Source organism: Streptomyces geranii (assembly GCF_002954775.1).
Lineage (GTDB): Bacteria > Actinomycetota > Actinomycetes > Streptomycetales > Streptomycetaceae > Streptomyces > Streptomyces geranii.
Genome location: NZ_PJME01000066.1, coordinates 17,513 through 39,596, shown reverse-complemented (window position 1 = coordinate 39,596; position 22,084 = coordinate 17,513). Strand labels below are relative to the sequence as shown.

Annotated in this window: 24 protein-coding genes and 1 riboswitch; of the genes, 15 read left to right on the top strand and 9 right to left on the bottom strand. The window is 71.3% G+C overall.

What is annotated here, in order from left to right:
- Window positions 1-7 precede the first annotated feature (7 nt).
- Together CW359_RS40920 and CW359_RS40915 are read left to right on the top strand one after the other, a co-directional pair.
- Window positions 8-316, top strand: a complete 309-nt coding sequence (locus CW359_RS40920) for a hypothetical protein (RefSeq protein WP_105975329.1) — start codon at window positions 8-10, stop codon at window positions 314-316.
- A 382-nt stretch (window positions 317-698) separates the two neighbouring features.
- A riboswitch (cyclic di-AMP (ydaO/yuaA leader) is annotated at window positions 699-878 on the top strand.
- A 3-nt stretch (window positions 879-881) separates the two neighbouring features.
- Window positions 882-1,355, top strand: coding sequence for a C40 family peptidase (locus CW359_RS40915; RefSeq protein ID WP_105975328.1), 474 nt, complete (start codon window positions 882-884; stop codon window positions 1,353-1,355).
- A 62-nt stretch (window positions 1,356-1,417) separates the two neighbouring features.
- On the opposite strand, the gene CW359_RS40910 is transcribed toward CW359_RS40915, so the two are convergent.
- Window positions 1,418-2,038, bottom strand: a complete 621-nt coding sequence (locus CW359_RS40910; RefSeq protein ID WP_105975327.1) for a LysE family translocator — start codon at window positions 2,036-2,038, stop codon at window positions 1,418-1,420.
- An 89-nt stretch (window positions 2,039-2,127) separates the two neighbouring features.
- On the opposite strand from CW359_RS40910, the gene CW359_RS40905 reads away from it, so the two are divergent.
- Complete coding sequence (locus tag CW359_RS40905; protein WP_105975326.1) at window positions 2,128-3,057, top strand: LysR family transcriptional regulator; 930 nt, start codon at window positions 2,128-2,130, stop codon at window positions 3,055-3,057.
- Window positions 3,058-3,066: 9 nt separating this feature from the next.
- Here the strand turns inward: CW359_RS40905 and CW359_RS40900 are convergent, their stop codons facing one another.
- The gene (locus CW359_RS40900; protein ID WP_105975325.1) at window positions 3,067-3,528 is read right to left on the bottom strand and encodes an ATP-binding protein; all 462 of its coding nucleotides are present in this window, start codon (window positions 3,526-3,528) and stop codon (window positions 3,067-3,069) included.
- 212 nt (window positions 3,529-3,740) lie between these two features.
- Between CW359_RS40900 and CW359_RS40895 the strand changes: the two genes are divergently transcribed.
- Window positions 3,741-4,598 carry a helix-turn-helix domain-containing protein gene (locus CW359_RS40895; protein WP_105975324.1) on the top strand — a complete coding sequence of 286 codons (858 nt, stop codon included), beginning with the start codon at window positions 3,741-3,743 and terminating at the stop codon, window positions 4,596-4,598.
- A 9-nt stretch (window positions 4,599-4,607) separates the two neighbouring features.
- The gene (locus CW359_RS40890) at window positions 4,608-4,832 is read left to right on the top strand and encodes a DUF397 domain-containing protein (protein ID WP_105975323.1); all 225 of its coding nucleotides are present in this window, start codon (window positions 4,608-4,610) and stop codon (window positions 4,830-4,832) included.
- Window positions 4,833-4,938: 106 nt separating this feature from the next.
- On the opposite strand, the gene CW359_RS40885 is transcribed toward CW359_RS40890, so the two are convergent.
- Window positions 4,939-6,090, bottom strand: coding sequence for an 8-amino-7-oxononanoate synthase (locus CW359_RS40885; protein WP_105975322.1), 1,152 nt, complete (start codon window positions 6,088-6,090; stop codon window positions 4,939-4,941).
- Window positions 6,091-6,244: 154 nt separating this feature from the next.
- On the opposite strand from CW359_RS40885, the gene bioB reads away from it, so the two are divergent.
- The 3 genes from bioB to bioD are packed head-to-tail and all read left to right on the top strand — an operon-like array spanning window position 6,245 to window position 9,433.
- Window positions 6,245-7,438 (top strand): biotin synthase BioB, encoded by a 1,194-nt coding sequence (gene bioB, locus CW359_RS40880; RefSeq protein WP_105975321.1) that lies wholly within the window; start codon window positions 6,245-6,247, stop codon window positions 7,436-7,438.
- The gene (locus CW359_RS40875; protein WP_105975320.1) at window positions 7,431-8,711 is read left to right on the top strand and encodes an adenosylmethionine--8-amino-7-oxononanoate transaminase; all 1,281 of its coding nucleotides are present in this window, start codon (window positions 7,431-7,433) and stop codon (window positions 8,709-8,711) included. Before bioB ends, CW359_RS40875 begins: the two co-directional genes overlap by 8 nt.
- Window positions 8,712-8,713: 2 nt before the next feature.
- Window positions 8,714-9,433, top strand: a complete 720-nt coding sequence (gene bioD, locus CW359_RS40870; protein WP_105975319.1) for a dethiobiotin synthase — start codon at window positions 8,714-8,716, stop codon at window positions 9,431-9,433.
- A 46-nt stretch (window positions 9,434-9,479) separates the two neighbouring features.
- On the opposite strand, the gene CW359_RS40865 is transcribed toward bioD, so the two are convergent.
- On the bottom strand, window positions 9,480-11,849 hold the full coding sequence (locus CW359_RS40865; protein ID WP_408647579.1) for a helix-turn-helix transcriptional regulator: 2,370 nt from the start codon (window positions 11,847-11,849) through the stop codon (window positions 9,480-9,482).
- A gap of 118 nt (window positions 11,850-11,967) precedes the next feature.
- Between CW359_RS40865 and CW359_RS40860 the strand changes: the two genes are divergently transcribed.
- A complete protein-coding gene (locus CW359_RS40860; RefSeq protein WP_105975317.1) occupies window positions 11,968-12,654 on the top strand; it encodes an esterase/lipase family protein in 687 nt (228 codons plus the stop codon).
- Between the two features lie 73 nt (window positions 12,655-12,727).
- On the opposite strand, the gene CW359_RS40855 is transcribed toward CW359_RS40860, so the two are convergent.
- Window positions 12,728-13,066, bottom strand: a complete 339-nt coding sequence (locus tag CW359_RS40855; protein WP_105975338.1) for a fic family toxin-antitoxin system, toxin component — start codon at window positions 13,064-13,066, stop codon at window positions 12,728-12,730.
- A 49-nt stretch (window positions 13,067-13,115) separates the two neighbouring features.
- Window positions 13,116-13,355 carry a toxin-antitoxin system HicB family antitoxin gene (locus CW359_RS40850; RefSeq protein ID WP_105975316.1) on the bottom strand — a complete coding sequence of 80 codons (240 nt, stop codon included), beginning with the start codon at window positions 13,353-13,355 and terminating at the stop codon, window positions 13,116-13,118.
- Window positions 13,356-13,488: 133 nt separating this feature from the next.
- Between CW359_RS40850 and CW359_RS40845 the strand changes: the two genes are divergently transcribed.
- The 6 genes from CW359_RS40845 to CW359_RS40820 all read left to right on the top strand — a co-directional run bounded on the left by CW359_RS40845 (window position 13,489) and on the right by CW359_RS40820 (window position 20,894).
- Window positions 13,489-14,337 (top strand): ABC transporter ATP-binding protein, encoded by an 849-nt coding sequence (locus tag CW359_RS40845; protein WP_105975315.1) that lies wholly within the window; start codon window positions 13,489-13,491, stop codon window positions 14,335-14,337.
- A 6-nt stretch (window positions 14,338-14,343) separates the two neighbouring features.
- A complete protein-coding gene (locus CW359_RS40840; protein WP_105975314.1) occupies window positions 14,344-16,911 on the top strand; it encodes an ABC transporter permease in 2,568 nt (855 codons plus the stop codon).
- Window positions 16,912-17,314: 403 nt separating this feature from the next.
- Window positions 17,315-17,815 carry a hypothetical protein gene (locus CW359_RS40835; protein ID WP_105975313.1) on the top strand — a complete coding sequence of 167 codons (501 nt, stop codon included), beginning with the start codon at window positions 17,315-17,317 and terminating at the stop codon, window positions 17,813-17,815.
- 119 nt (window positions 17,816-17,934) lie between these two features.
- On the top strand, window positions 17,935-18,624 hold the full coding sequence (locus CW359_RS40830; protein ID WP_105975312.1) for a class F sortase: 690 nt from the start codon (window positions 17,935-17,937) through the stop codon (window positions 18,622-18,624).
- A 76-nt stretch (window positions 18,625-18,700) separates the two neighbouring features.
- A complete protein-coding gene (locus CW359_RS40825) occupies window positions 18,701-19,780 on the top strand; it encodes a right-handed parallel beta-helix repeat-containing protein (protein ID WP_105975311.1) in 1,080 nt (359 codons plus the stop codon).
- Between the two features lie 58 nt (window positions 19,781-19,838).
- A complete protein-coding gene (locus CW359_RS40820) occupies window positions 19,839-20,894 on the top strand; it encodes a methyltransferase (protein WP_105975310.1) in 1,056 nt (351 codons plus the stop codon).
- A gap of 74 nt (window positions 20,895-20,968) precedes the next feature.
- On the opposite strand, the gene CW359_RS40815 is transcribed toward CW359_RS40820, so the two are convergent.
- Genes CW359_RS40815 through CW359_RS40805 form a run of 3 tightly spaced genes read right to left on the bottom strand, consistent with a single transcriptional unit; the run spans window position 20,969 to window position 22,069 of the window.
- On the bottom strand, window positions 20,969-21,301 hold the full coding sequence (locus tag CW359_RS40815; protein WP_105975309.1) for a TcmI family type II polyketide cyclase: 333 nt from the start codon (window positions 21,299-21,301) through the stop codon (window positions 20,969-20,971).
- Between the two features lie 28 nt (window positions 21,302-21,329).
- Window positions 21,330-21,806, bottom strand: coding sequence for an SRPBCC family protein (locus tag CW359_RS40810; protein WP_105975308.1), 477 nt, complete (start codon window positions 21,804-21,806; stop codon window positions 21,330-21,332).
- A gap of 2 nt (window positions 21,807-21,808) precedes the next feature.
- Window positions 21,809-22,069, bottom strand: a complete 261-nt coding sequence (locus tag CW359_RS40805) for an acyl carrier protein (RefSeq protein WP_105975307.1) — start codon at window positions 22,067-22,069, stop codon at window positions 21,809-21,811.
- Between the last annotated feature and the right edge of the window lie 15 nt (window positions 22,070-22,084).

The window sequence follows — 22,084 nt, the reverse complement described above, 5'->3', positions numbered from 1 at the left end:
GCCGCCGATGCTTCCGCCCGAACTGCCTCCGCTGCCCGCACTGACCCGCGCAGAGGGCGAGTTGATCGACCGTTACCTCGAAGTGGCCGATCTGCTCGGCCGTATCAACCCCGCCTACCACGGCGACACCTACCGCGGACTGCGGGCCGCGCAGGCGCTCGTCGCCAAGGCGGTCGCGCTGCGGGACGCGCTCGAATTGATGCATCAGCGTGGCGAGGCGGAGGTGCATGCCCATACGCTGGCGCGTGCGCTGCGCGTTCTCGACGGGGAGCGCCGCACGGCGCGTGTCACGGTTCCGCGCGAGCCCGCCGGTTGACCCACCCGGTCGGCGGACCCGCATCGGCCGGGCCCGTCCGTCCCGGCGACGGCCTGTCCGGAACGAGCCGGGAAGTGACCGGACGAGATCCCCCGTTCGGCGTAGTCCCCGGTCCCCCGACCGGCCCGCCCGACTTGCGCGACGCGCGTGGTACACGGTCGCAATCGCGAGGTCTCCGCGCTGGTCCGGGGGTGCGCGACCGCCGTCAAATCGGCCCGGGGGTACGGGTGTCCACCCGAATGGGTCACGGGTGAGTAACGCCACAAAGCCCTGATTCCATTGGGATTTTCCTACTTCCATGAGCCAAGATCCCTTCCTGACGACAAGCCCCCGCCACAACGGTGGGGCGATCCGGGCGGACGCCGAGTCCTGCCGCCGCCCGGATGATTGGTCGACAGATGTGCATCGGCAGGAGTGGAGGACCCAAGCACGACGGGTCGCCGGAACGGTCACGCCATGACCGCGCCGAGCAGCCCTTGGGGTGAAGCCGCGTCAGCGGCCGGGCAACTTCGCCAGCCCGAATCCGACAGGTCATCCTTCACAGGCGGCTGACGAAGGGTTGCGCATGTCTGCGCTCAATCGTGTTCCGTCGATGATGACCCGGGCCGGTACGGCCTCGGCCCTCACGCTCGCCGCAGTGGGCGGCACCCTGGTGATCCCGGGAGTCGCGACCGAAGCCGCGGCGATCGCACCGTCGACGAAGGCACTTCAGATCGCGGCCTCCAAGAAGGGCTCCCCGTACAAGTACGGCGCCGCGGGACCGAACAGGTTCGACTGCTCCGGGCTCACGCTCTACTCGTACAAGAAGGCGGGCAAGTCCCTGCCTCGTACGGCGGCGGCCCAGTACAACAAGACCAAGCACATCTCCGCCAAGAACCGCCGCGGCGGGGACCTGGTCTTCTTCCACTCGGGCTCGAACGTCTACCACGTGGGCATCTACGCCGGGAAGGGCAAGATCTGGCACTCCCCCAAGACCGGGGATGTGGTGCGGCTCCAGAAGATCTGGACGAAGAGCGTCTGGTACGGCCGGGTCAGCTGACCCGCCCGGAGCGGTACGGCGGTTTCCGGAGCCGCCGTACCGCCCCGGGGCCCGCCGGCCCCTCACAGGCCCGGCAGCGGCTCCAGCAGGAGCAGCACCCCGAGGACCGTGAGCGCGGTGCCGGTGACCGTCTCGACGGCCCGGGCGGCCCGCGGCCGGCGCAGCCACCGGCCGAGCCGGTCCACCAGAAGCGCCACCGCCGGGAACCACACCAGGGCCAGCGCCACGATGATCAGCGCGAGCAGCAGCGTCCGGGGCAGGGCGGGAGCGCCCGCCGGCACGAACTGCGGCAGCAGGCTCAGGAACGTGATGGGTGCCTTGGGATTGAGCGCGTTGGTGACGAAGCCCTGACGCAGCGGACGTACGGCGACAGGCGCACCGCCCTCCACGACCTTCCGGGGCCCGCGCAGCGACCACAGCGTCCGCGCCCCCAGATACAGCACATAGGCCCCGCCCAGCAGTTGCAGCGCGCGGAAGAGCGCGGGCACCGCCGTGAGCACGGCGGCGACCCCGGCGACGGCCAGCGCGGTGTGCAGCAGCAGCCCGCCGGCGACGCCGAGCGCGCACGCGACCCCGGCCCGGCGGGAGACCAGGGAGTTGCGCACGACGACGGTGAAGTCGGCCCCCGGCATGGCGACCATGCCCGCGGCGACCCCGGTGAAGGCGATGAGCTGTGCGTCCATGACGTCCAGCGTGCATCGGCCGGGCCTTAAACAGGTATGTCGAATATCCTGGGTCTGCCTTAAGCAATCATTAAGCCTGGAGCGCCCGGATGTACGACCCCACCCGCCTCGCCGCTCTCGTGGCGGTCGCCGAGGCCGGGTCCATCACCCGGGCCGCCGAGCGCCTCGGCTACACCCCGCCCGCGCTCTCGCAGCAACTCGCCAAGCTGGAGCGGGAGACGGGCACGGCACTTCTCGTACGGCATCACCGGGGCGCCCGGCTCACACCCGCGGGCGAACTGCTGGTGGCGCGGGCCCGCCGGGTGCTGGACGAGCTGGAGCGGGCCCGGCACGAACTGGCCGGGCTCACCGGGCTGTCGGGCGGCAGGCTCCGGCTCGGCACCTTCCAGTCGGCCGGGATCCAGCTGCTGCCGCCGGTGCTGAGCGCGTTCCGCCGGGCGCATCCGGACGTGGAGCTGTCGGTCGCGGACTGCGAACCGCCGGCCGGGGTGGCCGCCGTAGCCGCCGGGGAGGTCGATCTCGCGCTCACGCACACCTATGAACCGGCGCCACCCGCGCCACTGCCCGCGTCGGTGACCGCCGAGCCGGTCCTCGTGGAGGAGCTGGTCCTGGTGACCGCGCCGGGCCATGTGCTGGCCGGGGAGGCGTCGAGGCTGCCGCTGGCCGAACTGGCGGGCCAGCCGCTGGTCAGCATGGCGCCGGACCATCCGCCCCGCCGGGGCGTGGAGGCGGCCCTGGCCCGGGCGGGCGCGACCCCGTCGGTGCTGGTGGCGACCCCTGGGTACGCCCTGGTGTGCGCGCTGGTCAGCGCGGGCCTCGGGGTGGCGGTCGTACCGGAGATGGTCGCGCGGACGGCGGTCACCCCGGTCGGCACGCGCCTGCTGGAACCGGGCGATCTGCGCCGCACGATCTCGGTCGTGCGCCGCACGGGCGAGACGGCACCGGCGGCGGACGCCTTCCGGGCCCTGCTGCGGGGCGCTTTCGGGCGGGCGCACGGCGGTGCTTCGCAGCCTTCGTAGGCCGAACCGCTACGGCTCCTGCTGGCCCGCCACCGGTACCGGGGGCCTGGCCGGGGCTGTCCACGGGAGTTCGATGGAGACCGTCTTGCCGCCCTCGCGCGTGGGGTGGACGCGCAGTCTGCCGCCCGACTCGGCGGTCAGACAGCGGATGATGACCATCCCCCGGCCGTTGTCCTGCTGCACGGCGGCGGGCAGGCGTTTCGGGAAGCGGGGGTGACTGTCCGTCACCCCGATGCGGAGCTGTTCGTCACGGTCGAGGGCGATGTCCACCGTGAAGGTGGGTGACAACCCGAAGGTGTGCTGTACGGCGTTGGTGGCGAGTTCCGAGACGATCAGACGGATGCTGTCGGCGGCTTCGCTGTCACTCGGCAGACCCCATTCCGCCAGTACGTCGGCCACATAGGCGCGGGCGGCGGAGACCGAGGCGGGATCGCTCGGCAGAGTGACGGATGCTTCCAGGTGGTCTGCCATGGCGAGGTCGTCCCTTTCCCACGGAACCGGATCCCGACACGGAGCGGCTGGTTCGAGTACGGTCCCGGACTGGTGCTTCGCGCCAGACTGCCATTCCCGCGCCGGTCACGGGGTGCGATCCACCAAGATATGCATATATCTGTCGCTCGAAGCGGTGAACTCTGCGACCCCAGAGCGTATTTGGGCGGCTCAATAGGAGTAAGGAGTGGCCCATGCAGTACGGACCCGCCGTGCGCCGTCGAAAGCTGGGTGCCGAACTGCGCGCGCTGCGTGCCAGGGCCGGCCTCACGAGCGGCCAGGCGGCCCGTCTGGTGGGCTGGCACCAGTCGAAGGTGAGCCGGATCGAGACCGGCGCCAGCGGGGTGAAGCCCGCGGACGTCCGGTTACTTCTGGACGCCTACCGGGTTCCGGACGACGAGTCGCGCGAGCTGCTGCTCGTCCTCGCGGGCGGTGACGAGGGCGGCCGGCACCACTGGTGGCACGCCTACCGCGGCGTACTGCCGCCCACCTACCGGGACTTCATCAGCCTGGAGTCGCAGGCCAGCACGATGCGCACGCTGGAGACCTCGGTGGTCCCGGGGCTGCTGCAGACCCCGGAGTACGCCCGCGCGGTGACCCGGGCCGCCGTGGACGGCCTGGAGGAGACCCGGCTCGACGCCCTGGTCGAGGTCCGGCTGGCCCGGCAGGACGTACTGCGTTCCGATCCGCCGCTGGCCCTGAGCGCGGTCCTCGACGAAGCGGTGTTGCGCCGTGAAGTGGGCGGCCCAGAGGTGATGACGCGTCAGCTGGAACGGCTCATGGACGCGGCACTCCTGCCCCAAGTGCGGCTTCAGATCCTGCCGTTCGCCGCAGGGGCATACATCGGCATCACCGGTCCTTTCGTTATCTTCTCTTTTCCGAGCACTTCTGACCTGGATGTGGTTGTTCTAGACCAGATGATGAGTAGCCTCTACCTCGAACGGAAAGAAGACCTCCAGGCCTACAGCGAGGCCTTCAACACCCTTCAGATCCACGCCCTTTCGCCCGAGGATTCGTTGGATTTCATCGCCGGTCTGCAACACGGCGTGTGAGGAGGCACCATGACCGCACTGCCTCGGAACATAACGTCCGTCGTCGAACCGCCCGGTGTGCAATGGCTGCGCAGCAGCTACAGCACCGGCGCGAACAACTGTGTGGAGACGGCCCGCCCGGACATGGCTGTCCGGTCCGGACCGCTCGCCGTACGCGACTCCAAGAACGCGTCAGGGCCCGTCCTGCTCTTCTCCCCCGAGAGCTGGACAGGCTTCCTCACCGCGTTCAGGTGATCGCCCCAGGACGCACGGCCGTGGTCCGCCGACTCATGGTCGCGTGTCACTGATCAACAGCGTTACCGAGACACCGCGTCACAGAGACACCGCTAGAGGCACCGCATCACGAAGACAAGGGACCGCGGATCTGCGGTCGGCTCTCGCCGATCACCTGTACCGCCCGTGCGATCTGTTCCTCGGACAGGTCCGCGCGGGCGGTCAGCCGCAGCCGGGAGATCCCGTCGGGCACGGACGGCGGTCTGAAGCAGCCCACGCCCACTCCGGCGGCCCGGCAGTCGGCCGCCCAGCGCACGGCTTCCTCCGGGGACGGCGCGCGCACGGAGACGACGGCCGCGTCCGGCCTCACCGCCGACAGCCCCAGATCCGTCAGCCGGGTGTGCAGTTCGCGCGCCACGGCACGCGCGCGTGCGGCCCGTTCGGGATCGCGGCGCAGCAGTGTGAGGGCCGCGAGGGCGGCGCCCGCAGCGGCCGGGGCGAGTCCGGTGTCGAAGATGAAGGTCCGGGCCGCGTTGACGAGGTGCTCGATCACCGGAGCGGGTCCCAGCACGGCACCCCCCTGACTCCCGAGCGACTTGGACAGCGTGACGGTCACTACGACGTCCGGCGCCCCCGCGAGCCCGGCCGCGTACGCCGACCCCTGCCCGCCCTCGCCGAGCACCCCCAGCCCGTGCGCGTCGTCGACGACCACCCCCGCGCCGAACTCCCGGCAGACGGCGGCGAGTCGAGTGAGCGGAGCGGCATCCCCGTCGACCGAGAAGACGGTGTCGGACACGGCCACGGCGGGCCCGGTGTGCGTGCCGAGCGCCTTGCGGACGGCGTCCGGGTCGGCGTGCGCGACGACCTGGGTGGTGCCCCGGGCCAGGCGGCAGCCGTCGATCAGGGAGGCGTGGTTGCCCGCGTCGGAGACGACGAGGGAGCCGTGCGGCGCGAGGGCGGTGACGGCGGCGAGGTTGGCCGCGTAGCCGGAGGAGAAGACGAGGGCGGCCTCGAAGCCGCAGAAATCGGCCAGTTCGCGTTCGAGTTCCGCGTGCAGTTCCGTACTGCCGGTGACGAGCCGCGATCCGGTGGCTCCGCCGCCCCACCGCCGGGCGGCCCGGGCGGCGCCCTCGGTGACCTCGGGGTGCCGGGCCAGGCCCAGATAGTCGTTGCTCGCGAGGTCGAGAAGCGGCGAGTCGGCGGGCCGCGGTCGCAGACTCCGTACGAGCCCGGCCCGCCGCCGCGCCTCGGCCTGCTCGTCGATCCAGCCGAACGCCATGGGTCCTCCGAGCAGCGACACGTTTGTAGGCAGTGGACAGACACTAGCGGGCGGTCCCGTCACCCATGATGTGGCAATACCCACACGTCGAAGCCCCTCTCTTGTACGAACTCGCCTTTCCCTCAGCCCGTCGAATACGTCAGGATCGGCTTCCATGGACCTGCTGACGACGCTGGTGGACAAGGGACTGCGGCGCGAGTTGCCGACCCGTGAAGAGGCGCTGGCCGTGCTGGCCACCTCCGACGACGATCTGCTCGATGTGGTGGCCGCGGCCGGGAAGGTGCGCCGGCACTGGTTCGGCCGCCGCGTGAAACTCAACTACCTGGTCAACCTCAAATCGGGCCTGTGCCCGGAGGACTGCTCCTACTGCTCCCAGCGCCTCGGCTCCACCACCGGCATCCTCAAATACACCTGGCTGAAGCCGGACGAGGCCTCGAAGGCCGCGGCGGCCGGGCTGGCGGGCGGTGCCAAGCGGGTGTGCCTCGTGGCGTCCGGGCGGGGTCCGACGGACCGGGACGTGGACCGGGTGGCCGGCACGATCAAGGCGATCAAGGACCAGAACGAGGGCGTGGAGGTGTGCGCCTGTCTCGGGCTCCTCTCCGACGGCCAGGCCGAACGCCTGCGCGAGGCCGGGGCGGACGCCTACAACCACAACCTGAACACGTCCGAGGCGACCTACGGCGAGATCACCACCACCCACACCTACGAGGACCGGGTCGACACCGTCCAGAAGGCGCACGCGGCCGGCCTGTCCGCCTGCTCGGGCCTGATCGCGGGCATGGGCGAGACCGACGAGGACCTGATCGACGTCGTCTTCTCGCTCCGCGCCCTGGACCCGGACTCGGTTCCGGTCAACTTCCTCATCCCGGTCGAGGGCACCCCGCTGGCCAAGGAGTGGAACCTCACCCCACAGCGCTGTCTGCGCATCCTGGCGATGGTCCGGTTCGTCTGCCCGGACGTGGAGGTCCGGATCGCGGGCGGCCGTGAGGTCCATCTGCGCACGATGCAGCCCCTCGCCCTCAACCTCGCCAACTCGATCTTCCTCGGCGACTACCTCACCACCGAGGGCCAGGCAGGCCAGGCCGACCTCGACATGATCGCCGACGCCGGTTTCGAGATCGAGGGCACCGGCCAGGTGACACTGCCGGAGCACCGGGCGACGGTGGGCGGCGGCTGCGGCTCCCACGAATCCGCCGGGTCCACGGGCGGCGGGTGCGGCTCGCACGAGGGTGGCGGCGGTGTCTGCGGTACGGCCGCCCCGGCCACGCCGACGCTGAGCGAACCCCGTACGGACCTGGTCACCGTACGCCGCCGAGGTGCCGGAACGGACCTCGCGCCCAATGCCTGACCTTCCCCTGTCGGAGCTGCTCGACCTGGACCGGCGGCACGTCTGGCATCCGTACGGGCCGATGCCGGGCCGGGTCGAACCGCTCGTCGTGGAGTCGGCGAGCGGGGTGCGGCTCCGGCTGGCGGACGGTTCGGGCGAGCTGGTCGACGGGATGTCGTCCTGGTGGTCGGCGATCCACGGCTACAACCACCCGGTGCTCAACGAGGCGGCGCGCGAGCAGCTCGGCCGGATGAGCCACGTCATGTTCGGCGGCCTCACCCACGAGCCCGCCGTACGCCTGGCGAAACTCCTTGTCGACCTGTCACCGGACGGCCTCGAACACGTCTTCCTCGCCGACTCGGGATCGGTGTCGGTAGAGGTGGCGGTCAAGATGTGCCTGCAGTACTGGCGCTCGACCGGCCGCCCGTCGAAGCAGCGCCTGCTGACCTGGCGCGGCGGCTACCACGGCGACACCTGGCACCCGATGTCCGTGTGCGACCCCGAGGGCGGCATGCACGAACTGTGGCAGGGCGTCCTGCCCCACCAGATCTTCGCGGACGCCCCACCGACGGACTTCGACGAGTCGTACGCCGACCACCTCCGCGCGACGATCGAGCGGCACGCCGACGAACTGGCCGCCGTGATCGTCGAGCCGGTGGTGCAGGGCGCGGGCGGCATGCGCTTCCACTCCCCCACCTATCTACGGGTGCTGCGCGAGGCCTGCGACGAGTACGGCGTGCTGCTCGTGTTCGACGAGATCGCGACCGGGTTCGGGCGCACGGGCGCGCTGTTCGCGGCGGAGCACGCGGCGGTGACCCCGGACGTGATGTGCGTGGGCAAGGCGCTGACCGGCGGCTATATGACGATGGCGGCGACCCTGTGCACACCCCGGGTGGCCGAGGGCATCTCGCGCGGCGAGGTCCCGGTGCTCGCCCACGGCCCGACGTTCATGGCCAACCCCCTGGCGGCTGCCGTCGCGTGCGCCTCGATCGGCCTGCTGCTCGACCAGGACTGGCGGGCGGAGATCAAACGGATCGAGGCAGGCCTGAGGGAGGGCCTGGCGGAGGCGGCGGACCTTCCCGGCGTCCGGGACGTACGCGTGCTGGGCGCGATCGGAGTGGTCCAGCTCGACCACGAGGTGGACATGGCGGCGGCCACGGCGGCGGCGGCGCGCGAGGGCGTGTGGCTGCGCCCGTTCCGCGACCTCGTCTACACGATGCCGCCGTATGTCACCGGCGACGAGGACCTGACCCGGATCACGCGCGCGGTGTGCGCGGCAGCGCAGGAGGGATGACCATGCCGATCCTGGTGATCACGGGCACGGGCACAGAGGTCGGCAAGACGATCACGACAGCCGCCGTGGCCGCGACAGCCCTCGCGGCGGGCCGAACGGTGGCCGTGCTCAAGCCGGCCCAGACAGGCCTACGCCCGGACGAGCGAGGCGACGCCGACGAGGTGGCCCGCCTGGCAGGCCAGGTACACACCCTCGAACTCGCCCGCTATCCCGACCCGTTGGCCCCCGCGACGGCGGCCCGCCGAGCCTCGATGCCCCCGGTACGCCCGGCGGAGGTGGCGGAGGCGGCGGCGAAACTGGCCGCCGAGTACGACCTGGTCCTGGTGGAGGGCGCGGGCGGCCTGCTGGTCCGCTTCGACGAGGAGGGCACGACCTTGGCGGACGCCGCCCAACTCATGAGCGCTCCGGTACTGGTTGTCGCCTCGGCGGGCCTGGGCACTCTCAACACAACAGAGCTGACGGCATGTGAACTCGCCCGCAGAGACATCCACTTGACGGGCGTGGTCATCGGCAGCTGGCCCAACTCCCCGGACCTGGCATCCCGTTGCAACCTGGCGGACCTGCCGGTGGTGGCGGGAGCACCCTTGCTAGGTGCGGTACCAGCGGGGTCCGGGACACTACCCCCGACCGACTTCCGCACACTGGCGCCAAGTTGGCTGGCCCCGACGCTGGGCGGAACATGGGGTGCCCTGGATTTCACGGCGCGGGAAGGCTGCTTTTAGGGGCGCGAGGAACTGCGCGCCCAGCCCCCACCGGCGGAAAGCCGACTCACAACCCCTCCTCCCCAAGCAACCGCACCAACTCGATCCGAGACCGAATCCCCAACCGCGAGAACACCCCCCGCAGATGGTGATCAATAGTCCGCGGACTCAACGCCAGCCGCACAGCGATCTCCCGATTCGTCGCCCCGTCCGCAGCCATCCGCGCCACCATCAACTGCTGCGCCGTAAGCCGCGCAGCGAAATCCACCACCCCCGCCACAACAGTCACCGGCGCCCCGAGCGCCCGCAACTCCGCCCGCGCCTGCGTCGCGCAGTGCGGCGCCCCGAACGTCTCGAACGCCTCCAGCGCGCTGTGCAGCCGGTCACGCGCCTCCGTCCGCTGCCGCAGCCGCCGCAACGCACTCCCGAACAGCAACTCCGTACGGGCCCGTTCGAAGTCACGCGTGCCGTGGGCGTGCAGGTCGAGAGCCGTGCGGTAGTGGTCGACCGCCTCCGCGCCAGGCGCGAGCAACGCACGGCAGCGGGCGCTCAGCGCCAGGTCGTCCGCGCTGCGCACGGCGACGGCCCAGCGGTCGTAGTCGGCGTGGGCGGCCCGCGCGACGCGGGTGTCGCCGGTGCGGACGGCGGCCTCGACGTAGTGCGGGGTGGCCAGGTGCCGGATGGCGCGGTGGCCGTGCCCGGGGCCGAAGCCGGCGAGGGCGCGCAGCCGGGCGGCGGCGCTCTCGAAGCGGCCGGTGGAGAGGTCCAGGAAGGCGAGCGCCCAGAGGGCGAGGGCGGCGGGCAGGCCCAGGCCGTGGGCGCGGGCGTAGGTGCGGGCCGCCGTGGCGCGTTCCCGGCAGACCTCGCCGTCGCCGGTCACCGCGGCGAACATGGCGAGGGCGGCCTGGAGATGGCAGGCGCCGTTGTCCTGGCCGGTGGCGTAGGCCTGCCAGAGGGCGTCGGCGGCTGCGGCCTCGGCGGCGTGCGAGCGTCCGGTCCAGAAGTCGGCGTAGGCCCGGAACTCCATGGCCTGCGGGACGGTGACCGTCTCGCCCCGGGCGCGGGCGGAGGCGGCGGCCCGGACGGTGGCGCGTTCGGCGCCGGAGTGGTCGCCGAGGAGCAGGGAGGCGATGCCGGAGTGGATGAGCAGGGTGGGGTCGCCACCGGGACCGCAGCGCCCGGCGGCGGCCTTGAGGAGGTTGCGGGCGTCCTCGTACCGGCCCTCGACGGCGGCGGCGAGTCCGGCGAGGGTGCCGGGCGGGATGATGCCGAGCCGGGCGGCGACGGTGGCCGCCTCGCGGCAGCGGCGGAGGTCGCCGGTGTAGACGGCGGCCTCGGTGGCACGTGCCAGTAGGTGCACGGCGACGTCCAGGGCGGGGTTCGGGACACCGCGCGGGGACTGTGAGTCCGAGGGCGAGTACCGGGAGGGGTACGGGTAGGGGTACGGGTCGTCCGGCGTGCCGAATCGTTCCGTCCGGCCATCGCCAGGCCCTTGATCCTCAGCGGAACGATTCGGCACGCGCCCGCTTCCGCGCCCGCCTCCGCTCCCCTGCTCCAACGCGGCCCGCGCATGCCGTACGGCGGCCGACAGCAGGGCGTCGAACGCCTCGGTCGCGTTGCCCGCGCGCAGGGCGAGCATGCCGTTCAGCGCGCTCTCGTCGGAGGCGGTCAGCAGGCCTCGGGCCCGGTCGCCTGCGCCCCGGTGCCAGGCGTCGGCGGCGGCCCGGGACAGGAGGCGGGAACGTTCGCGCGGGTCGAGTGCGAGGGCGGCGGCGCGTTCGCCGAGGGCGCCGGCCAGGGCGTGGTCGCCGAGCGCGCGGGCCTCGTTCGCGGCGGTGCCGAGTTCGGCGGCGAGGCGTGCGCTGGGGCCGAGGGCGCCGGCGCCCCGGTGCCAGGAGCGGCGGGGCATCTCGCCCTCGCCGTGCAGGACCCGGGCCAGCAGCCGGTGCGCGTCCCGTCGGTCCGCCGAGGACCCGGACTCGTACGCCGCGATGCGGGTCCACGCGTCGCGGAAGACGACACCGCTGACCCCCGCGTGCGCGATCCCGGCGGTCTCGGCGGCGTCCAGGGCACGGGTGTCGAGGCAGGCGGCGGTGACGGCGCGCAGGAAGGCGTGGGTCTGTACGGGGTGCTGGTCGGCGGCGGCGAGCAGGAGCAGCGCGCGGGTGTCGTCGGGAAGGGCGCGGATCTCCCGGCGGTGTGCGCGCAGGAGTTCGGGGGCGAGGGCGGCGGGTTCGGCGGGGAGCGGGTCGAGTCCGGCCGCCTGCCGTTCGGTGAGCAGCGGGACCAGTTCGGCGGCGGCGCGCGGATCGCCGTACGCGGCACAGAGGACGCGCACGCGGACGCCTTCGGGGAGCGGGGGGCCGAGCTGCTGCCACGCGTCCGTGAGCTGCGGTGGCGAAGTGTGCGGCAGAGGCGGGGGGTTCACCGAGGTCACCACACAACTCACGTTACTGGCGAGTTACAAGGTGCGTAAAGACCGGCGATTTCACCGATGCGGCGCGCGTAGACCCGGCCTGACACTCCAGCCAACCCCGCCCATACCAGGAGGCACCATGCAGCGCCGCATGCGACGCGTCACGGCAGCCGTCTCGGCTGTCGTGTCCTCGATGGTCCTGTCCCTCTCGCTCACCGCGACGCCCGCCCAGGCCGCAACCCACAATCCGGTCGTCTTCGTGCACGGTCTCAGCAGTTCGTCGAGCAGTTGGAACGACTGGGTCGCCGACTTCAAGGCCGACGGCTACACGGCCGCCGAGCTGGACGCCTGGTCGTACTCGTGGTCCCAGTCGAACGTCACGACGGCCCAGCAACTGGCCACGGAGGTCAAGAGAGTTCTGGCCGCGACGGGTGCCTCGAAGGTCGACCTCGTCGTCCACTCGATGGGCGCGCTCAGCGCTCGCTACTACCTCAAGAACCTCGGCGGGACGGCGTACGTCGACGACTTCGTCTCCACCGCGGGCACCAACCACGGGACGACGGTGGCCGGTTGGTGTTCCTGGCTGTACACCTCGTGTGCGGAAATGTACACGGGAAGTTCATTCCTGACCGCGCTGAACTCGGGCGACGAGACGCCGGGCAGTGTGTCGTACGCGAGTTACTGGTCGAACTGCGACGAGGCCCTCACCCCGGACACCACCGCGATCCTGAGCGGCGCCACGAACGTCGAGGTCGGCTGCATCTCGCACGACGAGATGAACAACGACCACGGCGTCTACGAGCAGGTCCGCGACTTCGTCGCCTGATCGCGGGCGCCGCAGGACGACAGCGGACGGTGCGCGGTCGCGCAGGGCGACACCGCGCACCGTCCGAGGCGGCTCACAGGCTCCACTGGCGCAGTTCGCGCGCGATGTCGTGCACCGAGGCGTCGCCGCTCTTCACCAGGCGGGCCAGGTCGCGCACCTGCTCGGGCGAGGTGACGACCTTGACCCCGCTGGCGATCAGGTAGGCGTAGGCGACCGCGGAGGCGAAGAGCGCGTTGGAGCGCTCCAACGCCGGTACGTGCAGCAGGAGTTGGAGGAGGGCGGCGGCCCGGGCGTGTGGGTTGTCGTAGACGGGGATGTCGAATATCTCGGCCTCGTGGCGGGCGACGGCGGCGACGAGAGCGCCCCAGTCGGATACCTGGGGGTCTCCGGGCGTCTTCCGCTCGGCGATCATCAGGAGCCAGGCGAGGTCGATCCGGAACTGGTCGTTGTTGTCCAAGGGGTCAGTGACGACCTTCGCGCTTGCCCTCACGGTTCGCGCCGAACTCCTCGGCGAAGACGTTCTCGTACTGCTTCATGAAGTCGGCGGCGGCCTCCACGAAGGTGTGGCCCGCCTCGCCGGTGTCCTGTTTGACCAGCTCTTCGATGTAGCGGTTGACACTCATCCCGCGGGCCAGCGCCTGTTCGCGCGCCGCCCTGGCGGTGCCCTCTTCGACCCGGACGTTCAGCTGAGTCTTCGCCATACCTAGACGCTAGCGCGCGAGTGCTAGCACCGGCAAGGGTACCCAAGACGGAAAAGGGATACCTGGTGTGCGCCTCGTCACACTACGCTCGGCCGGGACAAGGAACACGGGAGAGCCACCGAAGGAGGCAGCCTTGTCCACTTCCGCTGTGGAGCACGCCCCGGGTCACGCGCAGGCGGGCGGCACCGCGGCCCGCGCCCGTGCGCTGACCAAGGCCTACGGCTCGGGAGAGACGGCCGTGCTCGCCCTCGACTCGGTCGACGTGGACATCGCGCGCGGGCGTTTCACCGCCGTCATGGGGCCCTCCGGCTCGGGTAAGTCCACGTTGATGCACTGTCTGGCGGGGCTCGACACCGTGTCGGCGGGGCAGGTGTGGCTCGGCGACACGGAGATCACGGGACTCAAGGAGCGCGAGCTGACCCGGCTCAGGCGGGACCGGATCGGGTTCATGTTCCAGTCGTTCAATCTGATCCCGACACTGAACGCCGTCGAGAACATCACCCTGCCGATGGACATCGCGGGCCAGAAGCCCGACCAGAAGTGGCTGGACCAGGTCATCGACACCCTGGGCCTGCGGGACCGGCTGAAGCACCGGCCCGCCCAACTGTCCGGCGGTCAGCAGCAGCGCGTGGCCTGCGCCCGGGCGCTCGCCTCCCGGCCCGAGCTGATCTTCGCGGACGAGCCGACCGGCAACCTCGACTCGCGCGCCGGGCTCGAAGTCCTCGGCTTCCTGCGCGAGGCCGTCGACGACCTCGGGCAGACCGTCGTCATGGTGACCCACGACCCAGGCGCCGCCGCCCACTCCGACCTGGTGCTCTTCCTCGCCGACGGCCGGATCGTGGACGAGATGCCCGAGCCCACGGCGGAGGCGGTCCTGGAGCGCATGCGCCTGTTCTCCGGCGGACAGTCCCAGCCGCAGACCCCCGCGCCCGACGGGACGCCCGTCACCGAAGCCACCGACGAGCCCACCGACGAGGACTGACCGCCCGTGCTGAAGGCAACACTCAGAAGTTTCCTCGCGCACAAGGGCCGGCTGCTGCTCTCCGCGCTCGCCATCGTGCTGTCCGTGGCGTTCGTCGCGGGCAGCCTGATCTTCTCCGACACCGTCAGCCGGACCTTCGACCGGCTCTTCGCCTCCACCTCCGCCGATGTCACGGTGGGCCCGCGCGAGGACTTCACCTCGCAGGTGCCCTCCGGCGAGGCCCTGACCGTGCCCGCCTCGCTGGCCCAGGAGGTCGCGGGGGTCGACGGCGTCGAGGAGGCGCACGCGGACGCCTCCGTCCAGAACATCACCGTCGTCGACGACCGCAACGAGTCGGTCTCCCCGACCTCGGGCGCCCCCACCATCGCCACCGACTGGTACCTCACCGACCGCAGCCCGGTCGAACTCACCTCCGGGCACGCCCCCGAGGGCGACGGCGAGGCCCTGCTGGACGCGGACACCGCCGACAGCAAGGACGTCGGCATCGGCGACACGCTCACCGTCCAGGCGCAGCCCGGGTCCTTCGAGGTGAAGATCGTCGGCATCGCCACCTTCACCACCACCAACCCGGGCGCGGCCCTGGTCTTCCTGGACCCGAAGACCGCGCCCACCATGCTCCTCGGCGCACCGGACCGGGCCACGAGCATCTCGGTGACCGCCGCGAGCGGGGTGACCGACGAGCAGCTGAAGGCCCGTATCGCAAGCCGGATCGGCACCACCGACTACGAGTTGGAGACGGCCGCCGAGCAGGCCGAGTCCGCCGCCGAGCAACTCGGCGGCTTCCTCGACGTGATCAAGTACGTGATGCTGGGCTTCGCCGGGATCGCGGTGCTCGTCGGGGTCTTCCTGATCGTCAACACCTTCTCGATGCTGATCGCCCAACGCACCCGCGAACTGGGCCTGTTGCGGGCGCTCGGCGCCGACCGGAGGCAGGTGCGCCGGTCCGTGCTGACCGAGGCGGTGCTGCTCGGGCTGGTCGGCTCGACGCTCGGCCTGGCCGTCGGGATCGGGCTCGCGGCCGGGCTGATCCGGCTGATGAGCGCCTTCGGCATGAACCTCAAGTCGGCCGACATGGTGGTGAGTTGGCCAACTCCCGTGTCGGCGTACGCGGTCGGGCTCGGGGTCACCTTCGTGGCCGCCTATCTACCCGCCCGGCGGGCCGCCTCGGTATCCCCCATGGCCGCCCTCTCGGACGCCGAGATCGCGGGCGTGGGACGGCCGTTGCGGGTACGGGCGGTGGTCGGCACGATCGTCGGAGCCCTCGGCGTCGCCGCCCTCGCGGGCTGTGTCACGGCCACCGAGACATCGACCTCGGCTTCCCTCCTGGGACTCGGCGTCGTCCTCACCCTCGTCGCCACGGTCATCGCGGGCCCGCTGCTGGTCCGGCCGGTCATCCGGGTCCTCGGCGGCGCCTTCCCGGCGATCTACGGCCCGGTCGGCCTGCTGAGCCAGCGCAACGCCCTGCGCAATCCCCGCCGTACGGGGGCCACGGCCGCCGCGCTGATGGTGGGCCTCGCCCTGGTCGGCGGGATGTCGGTGGCCAGCGCCTCGATGACCGCGTCCTTCGACCAGCAGATCGACAAGACGCTCGGCGCGGACTTCGTCGTGCAGAACGACAGCTTCCTGCCGTTCCCGCTGGAGGTCGCCGAGAAGGTGCGGGCCACGGACGGGGTCGGGCTCGTCGTACGCCAGCGGTTCGTGCCGGTCGCGGTGCGGACACCGGACGGCAAGCGGCTGCAGACGACGGCCGCCGGGTACGACCCGCGGCTGGACGACGTCGCCAAGGTCGCGTACGAACAGGGCGACACGGCCGCCGCGCTCGCCGACGGCCACCTGGCGATGTCCGCCGACTACGCCGAGGACCACGGCGTCCGCGTCGGCACCGTCCTGCCGGTGGAGTTCCCGGACGGTGAACGGACCGAGCTGACGGTCGGCGCCCTCACCGACCAGGAGAACGCCGAGGGGTTCGGCACCCAGGGCGGGATCTACTTCGGGATCGCCGTCGCCGAGAAGTACGTGCCAGGCGGGCAGGATTCCGCGCTGTACATCAACGCGGCGGACGGCACGAGCGCGGACCGGCTGCGTCCCGCGCTGGAGCGGACCCTCGAACCGTATCCGCAGGTCAAGGTGCGTGACCAGGCCGACTACAAGGAACTGATCCGCAACCAGATCGCGGTCCTGCTCTACCTCGTGTACGCCCTGCTCGGGCTCGCGATCGTCATCGCGGTGCTCGGCGTGGTCAACACGCTCGCCCTGTCGGTCGTGGAGCGCACCCGTGAGATCGGACTGCTGCGGGCCATCGGACTGTCCCGGCGGCAGCTGCGCCGGATGATCCGGCTGGAGTCGGTGGTCATCGCCGTGTTCGGCGCGGTGCTGGGGCTCGGGCTCGGGCTGGTGTGGGGCGTGTGCATCCAGCGGGTGCTGGCGCTGCAGGGGATGGAGGTGCTGGCGATTCCCCTCAACACGATCGTCGCGGTGGTGGTGGGTTCGGCGTTCGTCGGTATCGCGGCGGCGTTGTTGCCCGCACTTCGCGCTTCGCGGATGAACGTGTTGGCGGCCATCTCCCACGAGTGAGCAGGCGTGCGGCGGTACCCGGAGGGGGCGGCTCGGGTTGTGTTGCCCGTGCGGGTTCGTCGTGGCTGGGCGCGCAGTTCCCCGCGCCCCTGGGGTGGGAGGGCGCCTGCGGCCCCTCCCACCCCAGGGGCGCATTCGTGGCGCCGCCGATCGGGTTGTGCGTACGGGGGCTGGCCCGGGCGGGAAGTGACTGCTGATCAGACGATCAAATGCCTGGTCAGCGGTGTGTCATCCGCTCCGCTGGCGGGGTCTGACGGTGGGTCGGGTGCCGCCGTGCGGGTCAGTCGGGTGGGTGGCTCGAGTGGTGCGTCGGGCGGGACTGGCTGACGGTGGATCACGTCGGGGTCGGGTTCCATCGGCTGACATCACGTCAGCGTCCTGGCCGCGGCGGAAGGACTAGACCATGCGCTCTGCCCGCTTGCTCCTCGCTACCGCGACGGCCACGGCCGCTCTCGCGATCGCAGCCCCCGGCGCCTTCGCCGCCGACGGCGGCGACTGGGACCACGGTGACTCTTCCTACAGCAAGGAGCACGACAAGGACGGCAAGCACGACAAGCCGAACGGTGGAATGCACACCGGCGGCGGCGCGCTCACCTCGGTGAACGCGGACGACTGGAGCAAGGGCGACACCGCCGCGGCGGACGACACCAAGAAGGACTGGGAGGCCGGCAAGGAGGACTCGGCCGCCAAGGGCTCCGGCGACTGGGACTCCAGCGCGAAGGAAGAGGGCAGCGGCAAGGGCGACTGGGGCTCCAAGCACGAGAAGCCCAGCGGTGGCATGCACACCGGTGGCGGCGCCCTCGCGAACCCGGGTGTCACGGCCGGCGGGCTGGCGGCCCTGGCGGTCGTCGGCGCGGGTGCCTTCGCGATGCGCCGCAGGAACGCGGCCGACGGGGTGTCGTAACCGATGCCTGTCATAGCAGCCGGGGCCGTCGCGTGCGCACATCCGCCTGTGCGCACTGCGGCGGCCCGGCCGGTTCGGCCCTCCCCCGCACAGCCCGTGTTCCAGTTAGGTGGTTCCCGATGGCAACCCGGTTGCCCTCCTCCGTCGAGTCCCCGTCGGTGCCGTCGAAGCGGCGCCTTCTCGTACGTCTGACCGCGTGGTCGGTCGTTCTGCTGATCCCGGCGGTCATCGCCTTCTCCGGCGACGACGAGCCGTCCGACGACGCCCGCGCACCCCGCGCCGCCGCGCACGCACCCACCGCGTCCGCCTCTGCCGCACCGAAGGCCTCGGCCGCGCCACGGCCCGTCGGGAAGCATCTGCCGCGCGCCAGGCCGCTGCGGCTGTTCATCCCGGCCATCGGCGTGAACGCCCCCTTCGTCGGCCTGGCCATCAACGGCAAGGGACAGCTCGAACCCCCGCCCGCCGACGACATCAACCTGGTGGGCTGGCAGGCCGACGGGGTGTCCCCCGGTGAGACGGGCACCGCGATCATCGCCGGGCATGTCGACACGGCGACCTCTCCTGCGGTGTTCGCCGAGCTGAGCGAGTTGGAGAGGGGCGACCGGTTCGCCGTCGAGCGGTCCGACGGGAGCAGGGCCGTCTTCCTCGTCGACAGCGCCGAGACGTTCGAGAAGGACGACTTCCCGGACCGGCGGGTCTACGCCGACACCCCGCGGGCCCAGGTCCGGCTGATCACCTGCGCCGGCGACTACGACCACAAGGCCAGGGACTACACCGAGAACCTGGTCGTCTTCGCCCATCTCGTCTGACCCCCCGGGGCCGGGCGGGGGCCCACCTGGGTGATCAGCGGTGGCGGGCCGGAACACCCGCTCCTAGCTTCGGCATATGACCAGACGACAGATCACCCACCTCGTGTGCGTCGCGGCAGTCGTGGTTTCGGGGCTGGGCGCCGCGGCGCCGGCGGATTCCCGTACGGCGCCGAAGGCACTCCGAATACACCGGGTACAGCCCGGCGAGTCGATCCAGAAGGCGGTGGACGCCGCCCGGCCGGGGGACACGGTCGTCCTCTCCCCCGGCACCTACCGGGAGAGCGTCCGCATCACCGTGTCGAACCTGACCCTGCGGGGCTCAGTCGCCGGACCCGCCGTCCTGGTGCCCGGCCCGGCCGCCGCCGACAACGCCTGTGCCACAGCCGGAAACGGCATCTGTGTCATCGGCACCAAGGACAGCCCCGTCAAGCGGATCACCCTGCGCTCGCTGACGATCCGGGGCTTCGCCAAGAACGGTCTGTGGGCGACCTGGACCGACCAGCTGAAGGTGCAGAACGTGACCGCCGAGCAGAACGGCCAGTGGGGCCTCGCCCAGGAGAGGTCCGTACGCGGTGTGTTCAGCCGTAACGTCGCCAGGGACAACGGCGACGCCGGGCTCTTCGTCGCCAACACCATCGACCGCGAGGACGGCGCCCAGGACTCCAAGGGCACCGTCGTCAGCAACAACCGGCTGACCGGCAACCGGATCGGCGTCACGGTGCGGCGGCTGCGGAACCTGACCGTCGAGCGGAACGAGGCGACCGGGAACTGCGCGGCCGTGTTCGTCGTCGGCGACGAGGGCACCCCGCGCGCCGGGGCGATGACCGTGCGCCGCAACCACATCCACGCCAACAACAAGCTGTGTCCGAAGACCCCCCGGCTGCCCTTCCTCCAGGGCTCGGGCATCGTCCTCACCGGCACCGAGAAGACGCTGGTGACGAAGAACCGGGTCGAGGACAACGTGGGCGACTCCCCGCTGTCGGGCGGCATCGTGCTGTTCAAGAGCTTCGTGGGCGCCTCGAACGAGAACAACGAGATCCGCGACAACGTTGTCCTGCGCAACGGCGCGGCGGATCTCGCCGACCATGACCCCGGCCGGAACAACACCTTCCGCGACAACACCTGCGGCGTCTCCGCACCCGCCGGACTGTGCTGACCGGTCCGCCCGCTCCCCCGAACCCCTGCACGGCACAACGACGAAGGCGAGGCAACACATGACAACCGTCGATCCGGCTCCCCCGGCTCCGCTGGCTTCCCCTGCTCCCCCGCCGCCCATGCGGCTGCGTGAACTCGTGTTCGGCGCGGCCTGCGCCGCCGCCGTCCGCGCCGCCGCCCGGCTGGGCCTCGCGGACGCCCTCGGCGACACGCCCGCCACCGTCGAGGACCTCGCGGCGGCGGTGAAGACCCAGCCGAAGACCCTGCGCCGGCTGCTGCGCGCGCTGTCCTGCCAGGGCGTCTTCGAGGAGCGCCCCGACGGCACCTTCGTCCACACCGAGATGTCCCGCCTGCTGCGCGAGGACGACCCGCACAGCCTGCGCTACATCGCCCTGTGGTGCACCGAGCCGTGGACGTGGAACGTCTGGCCGCAGCTCGACGAGGCCGTGCGCACCGGCCGGAACGTCTTCGAGGACATGTACGACCGGGAGTTCTTCTCGTACCTCAACGAGGAGGCCCCCGAGTCGGCGTACGTGTTCAACCGGGCGATGACGACGTCCAGCGAGCAGTCCGCACGGGACGTCGCCAACCTGCTCGACCTGACCGGGGTGTCCTCGGTCGCCGACATCGGCGGCGGTCAGGGCCAGGTCGTGGCCAGCCTGCTGGAGAAGCACCCCGGGATGCACGGCACGCTGCTCGACCTGCCCGGGGTCGTCGGCAACGCCGATCCTCGGCTGCGCGAGGGCGGTTCGCTCGCCGCTCGCGTGAGCATCGTGCCCGGGGACTGCCGGGAGGACATCCCCGTACAGGCGGACGTCTACATCATCAAGAACATCCTGGAGTGGGACGACGACAGCACCCGCAGGGCGCTCGCCAACGTCCGCAGGGCGGCGCGGCCCGGTGCGCGGGTCGTCGTGATCGAGAACCTCGTGGACGACACCCCGTCGATGAAGTTCACGACGGCCATGGACCTGCTGCTGCTCCTCAACGTCGGCGGTGCCAAGCACACCCGGCAGAGCATGGTCGACCGGCTGACGGACGCGGGCCTCGTCATCGGTGAGATCCGCCCGGTCAACGCGTATCTGCACGCCTTCGAGTGCACGATCCCCGGCTGATCAGCCCCCCTCCGGTACAAACCCCGAGGCCGGTACCGCGAATGTCGCGGTACCGGCCTCGGGGTTTGTGTCGCTCAGGAGCGGGCGTCGCGCTCCCACTGGTAGAAGCAGTGCGCCATGGCGTCCTTGGGGCCGCGCCAGGTCTGCGGGTCGTACGCGGAGACGTACGCCGACAGCTTGTCGCTGATGCCCCGGAACTCGGGGTGCCCGGCCACCTTCGCGATGGCCGGCGCCGGGTCCTGGTCGGCCTCGATGAAGTGCAGGTACACGTCGCCGTACTGGAAGAGGCTGCGGCGGGTGACCCCGACCAGGTGCGGGAGTTCACCGCTGTCGGAGCCGGCGAACAGGTCGGCGATGGCCGGCGCGGAGCCGGGTGCCATGCGGGCGACGATCAGGGCGTGGTGCATCGGGTGTCGTCCTTTCTGGCCGAGGGGGTCAGCGGGGCAGGGGCGCGTTCTGGCGGTCGCGGGCGGCCCGCTCGATCTTGTCCCGGATGAGCGCCAGCTGCGTACGGGAGTTGCGGTTGATGTTGTCCGTCATCCAGTCGTCGTCGACCGGGGCCTCGGGCTTCATCGCGAAGTCCTGTGTCCAGCGCATCTGGACGCCGCCGGGCAGCTCCGTGTACTCCCACCGGATGTTCATGTGGGCGAAGGGGCCGGTCTCGACGCGGCGGGCCCGGACGGTGCGGGCGGCGCGGTCCACGGTGCGTTCCGAGACCCAGCTCCAGACCTTGCCGTTGTCGTCCGGGAACATGGTCAGCCGGAAGGTCGTCGTGTCGCCCTCCCGGGAGAGCACTTCGAGGGAGGCGTACTCGGTGAAGAGGTTCGGCCAGTTCTCGATGTCGTTGGTCATGTCCCAGACCAGGTCGAGCGGGGCGTCGACGGTGATGCTGTTCTCGGTGTGTCCGGACACGGTCAGGCTCCAGCCTTCAGGGTGCTGTTGACGAGGTCGAGGAACTCCTGGGGCGTCCTGCACCGCTCGGTGTCGGGGGGCAGGGAGGTCCCGTACTGGTTCTCCAGCTCACCGACGATGCCGAGCATGCCCAGCGAGTCGAGGCCGAGGATGCCGAAGGGGGTGTCCGAGGCGCGCTCCAGTTCGCGGGGGTCGACGCTGACTCCGGCGCCCCTCTTGATGAGGTCGGCCAGCTCGTCGTAGGTCACTGCGGTGGTGATCATGCGGGTGTCTCCTTC

Bases quoted from the DNA above. Each gene is read 5' to 3' on its own strand.
- CW359_RS40835 (WP_105975313.1), top strand. From the start codon at position 17,315: ATGCGCTCTGCCCGCTTGCTCCTCGCTACCGCGACGGCCACGGCCGCT.
- bioD (WP_105975319.1), top strand. From the start codon at position 8,714: ATGCCGATCCTGGTGATCACGGGCACGGGCACAGAGGTCGGCAAGACG.
- CW359_RS40830 (WP_105975312.1), top strand. From the start codon at position 17,935: ATGGCAACCCGGTTGCCCTCCTCCGTCGAGTCCCCGTCGGTGCCGTCG.
- CW359_RS40805 (WP_105975307.1), bottom strand. From the start codon at position 22,069: ATGATCACCACCGCAGTGACCTACGACGAGCTGGCCGACCTCATCAAG.
- CW359_RS40825 (WP_105975311.1), top strand. From the start codon at position 18,701: ATGACCAGACGACAGATCACCCACCTCGTGTGCGTCGCGGCAGTCGTG.
- CW359_RS40855 (WP_105975338.1), bottom strand. From the start codon at position 13,066: ATGATCGCCGAGCGGAAGACGCCCGGAGACCCCCAGGTATCCGACTGG.
- bioB (WP_105975321.1), top strand. From the start codon at position 6,245: ATGGACCTGCTGACGACGCTGGTGGACAAGGGACTGCGGCGCGAGTTG.
- CW359_RS40920 (WP_105975329.1), top strand. From the start codon at position 8: ATGCTTCCGCCCGAACTGCCTCCGCTGCCCGCACTGACCCGCGCAGAG.
- CW359_RS40900 (WP_105975325.1), bottom strand. From the start codon at position 3,528: ATGGCAGACCACCTGGAAGCATCCGTCACTCTGCCGAGCGATCCCGCC.
- CW359_RS40890 (WP_105975323.1), top strand. From the start codon at position 4,608: ATGACCGCACTGCCTCGGAACATAACGTCCGTCGTCGAACCGCCCGGT.
- CW359_RS40895 (WP_105975324.1), top strand. From the start codon at position 3,741: ATGCAGTACGGACCCGCCGTGCGCCGTCGAAAGCTGGGTGCCGAACTG.
- CW359_RS40905 (WP_105975326.1), top strand. From the start codon at position 2,128: ATGTACGACCCCACCCGCCTCGCCGCTCTCGTGGCGGTCGCCGAGGCC.
- CW359_RS40885 (WP_105975322.1), bottom strand. From the start codon at position 6,090: ATGGCGTTCGGCTGGATCGACGAGCAGGCCGAGGCGCGGCGGCGGGCC.
- CW359_RS40860 (WP_105975317.1), top strand. From the start codon at position 11,968: ATGCAGCGCCGCATGCGACGCGTCACGGCAGCCGTCTCGGCTGTCGTG.
- CW359_RS40915 (WP_105975328.1), top strand. From the start codon at position 882: ATGTCTGCGCTCAATCGTGTTCCGTCGATGATGACCCGGGCCGGTACG.
- CW359_RS40875 (WP_105975320.1), top strand. From the start codon at position 7,431: ATGCCTGACCTTCCCCTGTCGGAGCTGCTCGACCTGGACCGGCGGCAC.
- CW359_RS40820 (WP_105975310.1), top strand. From the start codon at position 19,839: ATGACAACCGTCGATCCGGCTCCCCCGGCTCCGCTGGCTTCCCCTGCT.
- CW359_RS40815 (WP_105975309.1), bottom strand. From the start codon at position 21,301: ATGCACCACGCCCTGATCGTCGCCCGCATGGCACCCGGCTCCGCGCCG.
- CW359_RS40910 (WP_105975327.1), bottom strand. From the start codon at position 2,038: ATGGACGCACAGCTCATCGCCTTCACCGGGGTCGCCGCGGGCATGGTC.
- CW359_RS40850 (WP_105975316.1), bottom strand. From the start codon at position 13,355: ATGGCGAAGACTCAGCTGAACGTCCGGGTCGAAGAGGGCACCGCCAGG.